The organism is Streptomyces sp. NPDC059010, assembly GCF_042740355.1.
In the GTDB taxonomy this organism is placed as follows: Bacteria; Actinomycetota; Actinomycetes; order Streptomycetales; family Streptomycetaceae; genus Streptomyces.
The window spans coordinates 33598-42458 of the sequence record NZ_JBHYJA010000029.1 but is presented as its reverse complement, the minus strand read 5'-3'; the positions used below and the strand labels follow the sequence as shown (position 1 = coordinate 42458).

8 protein-coding genes are annotated in these 8861 nt (G+C 70.8%); 7 read left to right on the top strand and 1 reads right to left on the bottom strand.

What is annotated here, in order from left to right; all coding sequences use genetic code 11:
- Window positions 1–187: 187 nt before the first annotated feature.
- Window positions 188–2386, bottom strand: a complete 2199-nt coding sequence (locus tag ACFWYS_RS28565; protein ID WP_384774874.1) for an elongation factor G-like protein EF-G2 — start codon at window positions 2384–2386, stop codon at window positions 188–190.
- A 275-nt stretch (window positions 2387–2661) separates the two neighbouring features.
- On the opposite strand from ACFWYS_RS28565, the gene pgsA reads away from it, so the two are divergent.
- From pgsA to ACFWYS_RS28530, 7 genes are all read left to right on the top strand, one after another.
- The gene (gene pgsA / locus ACFWYS_RS28560; RefSeq protein ID WP_384774871.1) at window positions 2662–3363 is read left to right on the top strand and encodes a phosphatidylinositol phosphate synthase; all 702 of its coding nucleotides are present in this window, start codon (window positions 2662–2664) and stop codon (window positions 3361–3363) included.
- Window positions 3360–4286 carry a phosphatidylinositol mannoside acyltransferase gene (locus ACFWYS_RS28555; protein ID WP_384774869.1) on the top strand — a complete coding sequence of 309 codons (927 nt, stop codon included), beginning with the start codon at window positions 3360–3362 and terminating at the stop codon, window positions 4284–4286. Before pgsA ends, ACFWYS_RS28555 begins: the two co-directional genes overlap by 4 nt.
- Window positions 4283–5458 (top strand): glycosyltransferase family 4 protein, encoded by a 1176-nt coding sequence (locus tag ACFWYS_RS28550; RefSeq protein ID WP_384774866.1) that lies wholly within the window; start codon window positions 4283–4285, stop codon window positions 5456–5458. Before ACFWYS_RS28555 ends, ACFWYS_RS28550 begins: the two co-directional genes overlap by 4 nt.
- Before the next feature lie 266 nt (window positions 5459–5724).
- On the top strand, window positions 5725–6267 hold the full coding sequence (locus tag ACFWYS_RS28545) for a hypothetical protein (protein ID WP_384774863.1): 543 nt from the start codon (window positions 5725–5727) through the stop codon (window positions 6265–6267).
- 127 nt (window positions 6268–6394) lie between these two features.
- Window positions 6395–7300, top strand: a complete 906-nt coding sequence (gene pdxS / locus ACFWYS_RS28540; RefSeq protein ID WP_062154397.1) for a pyridoxal 5'-phosphate synthase lyase subunit PdxS — start codon at window positions 6395–6397, stop codon at window positions 7298–7300.
- 18 nt (window positions 7301–7318) lie between these two features.
- Window positions 7319–7924, top strand: coding sequence for a pyridoxal 5'-phosphate synthase glutaminase subunit PdxT (gene pdxT / locus ACFWYS_RS28535; RefSeq protein ID WP_384774860.1), 606 nt, complete (start codon window positions 7319–7321; stop codon window positions 7922–7924).
- A gap of 48 nt (window positions 7925–7972) precedes the next feature.
- Window positions 7973–8725 carry a YebC/PmpR family DNA-binding transcriptional regulator gene (locus ACFWYS_RS28530; protein ID WP_384774857.1) on the top strand — a complete coding sequence of 251 codons (753 nt, stop codon included), beginning with the start codon at window positions 7973–7975 and terminating at the stop codon, window positions 8723–8725.
- The last annotated feature ends 136 nt before the right edge of the window (window positions 8726–8861 follow it).

The window sequence follows — 8861 nt, the reverse complement described above, 5'->3', positions numbered from 1 at the left end:
GCCGTGGGTTGTGGGGGGCCCCCCGGCCGCCGGCGGGGGCAACACTTTTTAAAAAACCATCCGCTTCCCCCCCCCCCCCCCCCCCGGGGGGCGGCGGCCCCCCCCCCCCCCCCCCCGCGGAGGGGAGCATTCCGCAACAGTCGTTCGGTGACGTCGTCAAACGCCACTTGGTGGTGCCGGGCGCCAACTAGGAGGCGTCGCGCGCCTCTTCGCGAATCCTTTCCGCGATCTGCGGCGGCATCGGCTCGTGCCGGGCGTAGGACCGGCTGAACCGCGCGGTGCCGTGCGACAGCGACCGCAGATCGACGGCGTACCGTCCGACCTCGATCTCGGGCACCTCGGCCTTGATGAGGGTGCGGCCACCGCTGGTCTGCTCGGTGCCGAGGACACGGCCGCGCCGCCCGGACAGGTCGCTCATCACGGCGCCGACGTAGTCGTCACCGACGAGCACGGACACCTCGGCGACCGGCTCCAGCAGATGGATCTTCACGTCGGCCGCCGCCTCCCGCAGCGCCAGCGCACCGGCCGTCTGGAACGCGGCGTCGGAGGAGTCCACCGAGTGCGCCTTGCCGTCGAGCAGCGTGACCCGGACGTCGACGAGCGGATAGCCGGCCGCGACCCCCTTGGCCGCCTGCGCCCGCACGCCCTTCTCCACCGACGGGATGAACTGCCGCGGCACCGCCCCGCCGACCACCTTGTCCACGAACTCGATGCCCGAGCCGCCCGGCAGCGGCTCCACCTCGATCTCGCAGATCGCGTACTGCCCGTGCCCGCCGGACTGCTTCACATGCCGCCCACGGCCCGCCGACCTGCTCGCGAACGTCTCCCGCAGCGAGACCTTGTGCGGTACGACGTCGACCTGCACGCCGTAGCGGCTGCGCAGCCGTTCGAGGGCGACGTCCGCGTGCGCCTCGCCCAGGGCCCACAGCACGACCTGGTGGGTGGCCTGGTTCTGCTCCAGCCGCATCGTCGGGTCCTCGGCGACCAGCCGGGACAGGCCCTGCGAGAGTTTGTCCTCGTCCGCCTTGCTGTGCGCCTGGATGGCCAGCGGCAGCAGCGGGTCGGGCATCTGCCAGGGCTCCATCAGCAGTGGATCGTCCTTGGCCGACAGCGTGTCCCCGGTCTCGGCGCGGCTCAGCTTCGCCACGCACGCGAGGTCACCGGCGATGCAGTGGGTGAGGGTGCGCTGCTGTTTGCCGAAGGGCGCGGACAGGGCGCCGATCCGCTCGTCGACGTCGTGGTCCTCGTGCCCGCGGTCGGCCAGCCCGTGCCCGGAGACGTGCACCGTCTCGTCGGGGCGCAGGGTGCCGGAGAAGACGCGCACCATCGACACCCGGCCGACGTACGGGTCGGACGCCGTCTTCACGACCTCCGCGACCAGCGGTCCGTCCGGATCGCACAGCTTCAGCTCGCGCGGCTTGCCGTCCACCGTGGTGACCCGGGGCGCCTCGCGCTCCAGCGGGGTCGGGAAGCCCCGTGTGACCAGTTCCAGCACCTCGACCGTGCCGAGTCCGTGGCGGGCACCGTCGGCCGCGGGGGCGGCGGCCAGGACGGGGAAGAACGTGCCGCGCGCGACGGCTCGCTCCAGGTCGTCGATCAGCGTCTTGACGTCGACCTGCTCGCCGCCCAGATACCGGTCCATGAGGGTCTCGTCCTCGCTCTCCGCGATGATCCCCTCGATCAGCCGGTTACGGGCCTCCTCGATCTCCGGCAGCTGGTCGTCGTCCGGCTCGGCCTCCTTGCGCTCCCCGGACGAGTAGTCGAACAGCTTCTGCGACAGCAGCCCGGTCAGCCCGGTCACGGGCGCGTGTCCGTCCGGGCCCTGCGGGCCGTGCAGCGGCAGATACAGCGGGAGCACCGCGTCGGGGTCGTCCCCGCCGAAGGCCTCCGCGCAGATCCGCGTCATCTCCTCGTAGTCGGCCCGCGCGGCCTCCAGGTGCGTGACGACGATCGCGCGCGGCATGCCGACGGCCGCGCACTCCTCCCACACCATGCGGGTCGAGCCGTCCACGCCGTCCGAGGCCGAGACGACGAAAAGGGCCGCGTCCGCCGCTCGCAGACCGGCCCTGAGTTCGCCGACGAAGTCGGCGTATCCGGGGGTGTCCAGAAGGTTGACCTTGATGCCGTCCCATTCGACCGGCACCAGGGAGAGCTGCACCGAACGTTGCTGCCGGTGCTCGATCTCGTCGTAGTCCGAGACGGTGCCGCCGTCCTCCACACGGCCCGCCCGGTTCACTGCCCCCGCGGTCAGCGCGAGAGCTTCCACCAAGGTCGTCTTGCCCGATCCGGAGTGGCCGACCAGCACCACATTCCGTACGGACGCGGGGTGGTCGGCCGCTGTAGCCCTGCCGGCGGCTCCGGGGTGTGCGTTCGCCTTGTCGCCCATGATCCTGCCTCCCGTGCACGGTGAGGTCACTGTGGGCGCGGACATGCGGATCCGCGTGCGATGGCGGCTCCGGTGACGCCCGCGGTCCTTCGAGCTTTCCACTCCCGTCACGGTGCGTCCATACGGCGGACGTGATCCTGCCATCGGCACCGGCGGAACAGGCCGCTCAGCCTGTGTACGAGTGCCCGGCGGTCGCACTCACGCGCGCGTGGCTACGATGGGCCAGCCGGTGGCCAGCAGGGCCGCACGGCGCCACACCGACCCTCGGGAAGGCCATGCTGAACAAGTACGCGCGTGCATTCTTCACGCGTGTCCTCACACCGTTCGCCGCGTTTTTGATCCGGCGGGGCGTCAGCCCCGACACCGTCACGCTCCTCGGCACGGCCGGTGTGGTGGCGGGCGCGCTGGTCTTCTACCCCATGGGCGAGTTCTTCTGGGGCACGGTCGTGATCACCCTCTTCGTGTTCTCCGACCTCGTCGACGGCAACATGGCCCGCCAGCTCGGCCGCACCAGCCGCTGGGGCGCCTTCCTGGACTCCACCCTGGACCGGGTCGCGGACGGCGCGATCTTCGGCGGCTTCATCCTCTGGTACGCCGGTGGCGGCGACGACCTCGTCCTGTGCGCCGTCTCGATCTTCTGCCTGGTCAGCGGCCAGGTGGTGTCGTACACCAAGGCCCGGGGCGAGTCGATCGGCCTGCCGGTCGCCGTCAACGGCCTCGTCGAGCGCGCCGAGCGGCTGGTGATCTCGCTGGTCGCGGCCGGTTTCGCGGGCCTGCACAAGTTCGGCGTCCCCGGCATCCAGTACCTGCTGCCCGTCGCCCTGTGGATCGTCGCGGTCGGTAGCCTGGTGACACTGATCCAGCGCGTCGTCACGGTCCGCCGCGAATCGGCCGAGGCGGAGGCCGCGGCCGCGCAGGAGCAGCCGCAGAACGCCTCTCAGGAGAACGCCTCTCACGGGAGCGAGGCAGCGAAGTGAGTGCCCAGGAGCGGCTCACCGACGCGCTGTACGGCCTCGGCTGGGGCACCGTCAAGAAGCTCCCCGAGCCCGTCGCCGTACGGCTCGGCCGCACCATCGCCGACCTCGCCTGGAAGCAGCGGGGCAAGGGCGTCCAGCGCCTGGAGAGCAACTACGCGCGCGTGGTGCCCGACGCGAGCCCGGAGCGCCTCGCCGAGCTCTCGCGCGCGGGCATGCGCTCGTACCTGCGCTACTGGATGGAGTCCTTCCGGCTCCCGGCGTGGAGCGCCGAGCGCATAAAGAGCGGCTTCGATCCCAAGGACGTGCACTACCTGACCGACGGGATCGCCTCCGACCAGGGCGTCATCCTGGCGCTGCCGCACATGGCCAACTGGGACCTCGCCGGCGCCTGGGTCACGACCAAGCTTCAGACGCCGTTCACGACGGTTGCCGAGCGCCTCAAGCCCGAGACCCTCTACGACCGCTTCGTCGCCTACCGGGAGGGCCTCGGCATGGAGGTCCTGCCGCACAGCGGTGGCACCGCCTTCGGCACGCTGGCCCGGCGGCTGCGCGACGGCGGCCTGGTCTGCCTGGTCGCCGAACGTGATCTGTCCGCCTCCGGCGTCGAGGTCAAGTTCTTCGGGGAGTCCACCCGGATTCCCGCGGGACCCGCCCTGCTGGCCCAGCAGACCGGCGCGCTGCTGCTGCCGGTCACGCTCTGGTACGACGACTCACCCGTCATGAAGGGCCGCGTCCATCCCCCGGTGGAGGTACCCGAGACAGGTACCCGGGCCGAGAAGACGTCTGTCATGACACAGGCGCTGGCCGATGCCTACGCCTCGGGAATCGCCGAACATCCGGAGGACTGGCACATGCTCCAGCGTTTGTGGCTCGCCGACCTCGAACCACGGCCGTCCGACGGCCCGGCAGGGGAGCGTCCGTGAGGATCGGCATCGTCTGCCCGTACTCCTGGGACGTCCCGGGCGGCGTCCAGTTCCACATCCGCGACCTCGCCGACTACTTCATCCGGCTCGGCCACGAGGTGTCCGTCCTGGCCCCCGCCGACGACGACACCCCGCTTCCGCCGTACGTGGTCTCGGCGGGCCGCGCCGTCCCGGTGCCGTACAACGGCTCGGTGGCCCGGCTGAACTTCGGCTTCCTGTCGGCGGCCCGGGTGCGCCGCTGGCTGCACGAGGGCCGGTTCGACGTGGTCCACATCCACGAGCCGGCCTCGCCGTCGCTCGGCCTGCTGACCTGCTGGGCGGCACAGGGCCCGATGGTCGCCACGTTCCACACCTCCAACCCCCGCTCCAAGGCGATGATCGCCGCGTACTCGATCCTCCAGGCGGCCCTGGAGAAGATCAGTGCCCGGATCGCGGTGAGCGAGTACGCCCGCCGCACGCTGGTGGAACACCTGGGCGGCGACGCGGTCGTCATCCCCAACGGCGTCGACGTGGACTTCTTCGCCAAGGCCGAGCCCAATCCCGAGTGGCAGGGCGACACGATCGGCTTCATCGGCCGCATCGACGAGCCCCGCAAGGGCCTGCCGGTGCTGATGCGGGCCCTGCCCAAGATCCTCGCCGCCCGCCCGCAGACCAGGCTCCTGGTGGCGGGCCGGGGCGACGAGGAGGAGGCGGTGGCGTCCCTCCCGGCCGAGCTCCGCTCCCGGGTCGAGTTCCTCGGCATGATCAGCGACGAGGACAAAGCCCGCTTCCTGCGCAGCGTCGACCTGTACGTCGCCCCCAACACCGGCGGCGAGAGCTTCGGGATCATCCTGGTCGAGGCGATGTCGGCCGGCGCCCCGGTCCTCGCCTCCGACCTGGACGCCTTCGCCCAGGTCCTCGACCAGGGCGCGGCCGGCGAACTCTTCACCAACGAGGACGCCGACGCCCTCGCCGAGGCCGCCGTACGCCTCATGGAGGACCCGGCCCGCCTGGCGGAGCTGCGGGAGCGGGGGAGCGTGCATGTGCGCCGCTTCGACTGGTCGACCGTGGGCGCGGACATCCTCTCGGTGTACGAGACGGTGACGGCGGGCGCGGCGGCCGTGGCGGCCGACGAGCGCGCCGGGGGTGGCGGGAGCGGGTTGCGGGCACGGCTGGGGCTGGCGCGAGACTGACCGGGCACGGTTGGGGGCGCGGGACTGACGGGGCCGGTTTGGGTCGGCGCGAGGCTGACGTGCCCGGTTTGGGGCCGGCGCGGGACTGAGGCGGGAGAGCCTCAGGAGGCCGTGCCCGGAGGGCTTCGCCGCCCCTGCACCGGCTCGTGCCGCATGGTGCCGGTCCGCATCGCTCGGCCCGCACGAGGGCGGTAGCCACGTCGGTGACAGCCACGCCGACCGCCCCACGCGACACAGGGCTGAACCCGCGTCGCTAGTCTGCGCCCGTGACCGCAACTCTCATCTGGATCCTCGTCGTCCTCGTCGCGACCGGCCTCTACCTCAGCTGGACCGCGGGCCGCCTCGACCGGCTGCACGCCAGGATCGACGCGGCGCGTGCCGCCCTCGACGCCCAGCTGCTGCGCCGCGCCTCCGTGGCCCAGGAGCTGGCCACCTCCGGGGTACTGGATCCGGCCGCCTCGATCGTCCTGTACGAGGCCGCGCACGCCGCCCGGCAGGCCGAGGAGGAGCAGCGGGAGGTCTCCGAGAGCGAGCTGAGCCAGGCGCTGCGCGCCGTGTTCGCCGAGATGCCGCAGGTGGAGGTCGTCCGGGAGGCGCCCGGGGGAGAGGCGGCCGCGCGCGAGCTGACCGAGGCGGTCCGCCGGGTGCCGATGGCCCGGCGCTTCCACAACGACGCCGTGCGCGCGGCCCGCGCACTGCGCCGGCACCGCAAGGTCCGCTGGTTCCGGCTGGCCGGTCACGCGCCGTTCCCGATGGCCTTCGAGATGGACGACGAGCCGCCCGCGGCACTGGTCGACAGAGCCGCCTGACCAGCGCGTTCGTGCCACGCACGGGGAAAAGGATCCACCGGCTTTCCATTGGCCCTTGCTGTGGCCTGGTCCACTCCCGTTTCCTCGGTGCTTGCAGTAACCCTCTTTACACCGTGTGAGGTCACCCGTGTCCATCTCCGAAAACCAGGCTCCCGAGACCGGTACCGCCCGCGTCAAGCGCGGCATGGCCGAGCAGCTCAAGGGCGGCGTCATCATGGACGTCGTCACTCCGGAGCAGGCGAAGATCGCCGAGGACGCGGGCGCGGTCGCCGTCATGGCCCTGGAGCGGGTCCCCGCCGACATCCGCAAGGACGGCGGCGTGGCCCGGATGTCCGACCCGGACATGATCGAGGGCATCATCGACGCGGTCTCCATCCCGGTCATGGCCAAGTCCCGCATCGGCCACTTCGTCGAGGCCCAGGTCCTGCAGTCCCTCGGCGTCGACTACATCGACGAGTCCGAGGTCCTCACCCCGGCCGACGAGGTCAACCACTCCGACAAGTGGGCCTTCACGACCCCCTTCGTCTGCGGTGCCACCAACCTCGGCGAGGCCCTGCGCCGCATCGCCGAGGGCGCGGCCATGATCCGCTCCAAGGGCGAGGCCGGCACCGGCAACGTCGTCGAGGCCGTCCGTCACCTGCGCCAGATCAAGAACGAGATCGCCAAGCTGCGCGGCTTCGACAACAACGAGCTGTACGCCGCCGCCAAGGAGCTGCGCGCCCCGTACGAGCTGGTCAAGGAAGTCTCCGAGCTCGGCAAGCTCCCGGTCGTGCTGTTCTCCGCCGGTGGCGTGGCCACCCCGGCCGACGCCGCCCTGATGCGCCAGCTCGGCGCCGAGGGCGTCTTCGTCGGCTCCGGCATCTTCAAGTCCGGCGACCCGGCCAAGCGCGCCGCCGCCATCGTGAAGGCCACCACCTTCTACGACGACCCCAAGATCATCGCGGACGCGTCCCGCAACCTCGGCGAGGCCATGGTCGGCATCAACTGCGACACCCTCCCCGAGGCCGAGCGCTACGCCAACCGCGGCTGGTAGGCACAGGTAACCCGCCCCATGAACACTCCTGTCATAGGCGTCCTGGCCCTCCAGGGCGACGTACGGGAACACCTCATCGCCCTGGCCGCGGTCGACGCCGTGGCCAGGCCGGTGCGGCGCCCCGAAGAACTCGCCGAGATCGACGGCCTGGTCATTCCCGGCGGCGAGTCCACGACCATCTCCAAGCTGGCCGTCCTGTTCGGCGTGATGGAGCCCCTACGCGCGCGTGTGCGGAGCGGCATGCCCGTCTACGGCACCTGCGCCGGCATGATCATGCTCGCCGACAAGATCCTCGACCCGCGCTCGGGCCAGGAGACGATCGGCGGCCTCGACATGATCGTGCGCCGCAACGCCTTCGGACGGCAGAACGAGTCCTTCGAGGCGGCGGTCGACATCAAGGGCGTGGCGGGCGATCCTGTGGAGGGCGTCTTCATCCGCGCCCCCTGGGTCGAGTCCGTCGGCGCCGAGACCGAGGTCCTCGCCGAGCACGACGGTCACATCGTCGCGGTCCGCCAGGGCAACGCGCTGGCCACGTCGTTCCACCCGGAACTGACCGGCGACCACCGCGTGCACGGCCTGTTCGTCGACATGGTGCGCGCGAACCGGACAGCGGAGTCCTTGTAGGATCTCTGGCGTTCGTTCATAGATGGGTTACGCGAAGGAGACAGGCAGATGTCCGGCCACTCTAAATGGGCCACGACGAAGCACAAGAAGGCCGTCATCGATGCCAAGCGTGGCAAGCTCTTCGCGAAGCTGATCAAGAACATCGAGGTCGCGGCGCGGATGGGCGGCGTCGACCTCGAAGGCAACCCGACGCTCTACGACGCCGTCCAGAAGGCCAAGAAGCAGTCGGTTCCCAACAAGAACATCGACTCCGCGATCAAGCGCGGCGGCGGTCTCGAAGCCGGTGGCGCCGACTACGAGACGATCATGTACGAGGGCTACGGCCCGAACGGCGTCGCGGTGCTCATCGAGTGCCTCACCGACAACCGCAACCGCGCCGCCTCCGACGTCCGCGTCGCCATGACCCGCAACGGCGGCAACATGGCCGACCCCGGCTCGGTGTCCTACATGTTCAGCCGCAAGGGCGTCGTCATCGTCCCCAAGGGCGAGCTGACCGAGGACGACGTCCTCACCGCCGTCCTGGACGCGGGCGCCGAGGAGGTCAACGACCTCGGTGAGTCCTTCGAGGTCATCAGCGAGGCCACCGACCTGGTCGCGGTCCGCACCGCCCTCCAGGAGGCCGGCATCGACTACGACTCCGCCGACTCCAGCTTCGTCCCGTCCGTCCAGGTCGAGCTGGACGAGGAGGGCGCCAAGAAGATCTTCAAGCTGATCGACGCGCTGGAGGACAGCGACGACGTGCAGAACGTCTTCGCCAACTTCGACGTCAGCGACGAGGTCATGGAGAAGGTCGACGCGTAACGCTGCCGCGACGCGGCGCAGTTCATGAGCTCAGCGGGGCGCGCGGGGGCCCCCCCCCCGCCCCGCGGGGTTTGAGGTGTTTTGTTGGGGGCGGGGGAGTGGGTGGCACACTAGAAGAGACAAAACAACTAGAACG

Coding starts and splice junctions, on each gene's coding strand:
- pgsA (WP_384774871.1), top strand. CDS start 2,662: ATGCTGAACAAGTACGCGCGTGCATTCTTCACGCGTGTCCTCACACCG.
- ACFWYS_RS28530 (WP_384774857.1), top strand. CDS start 7,973: ATGTCCGGCCACTCTAAATGGGCCACGACGAAGCACAAGAAGGCCGTC.
- ACFWYS_RS28565 (WP_384774874.1), bottom strand. CDS start 2,386: ATGGGCGACAAGGCGAACGCACACCCCGGAGCCGCCGGCAGGGCTACA.
- pdxT (WP_384774860.1), top strand. CDS start 7,319: ATGAACACTCCTGTCATAGGCGTCCTGGCCCTCCAGGGCGACGTACGG.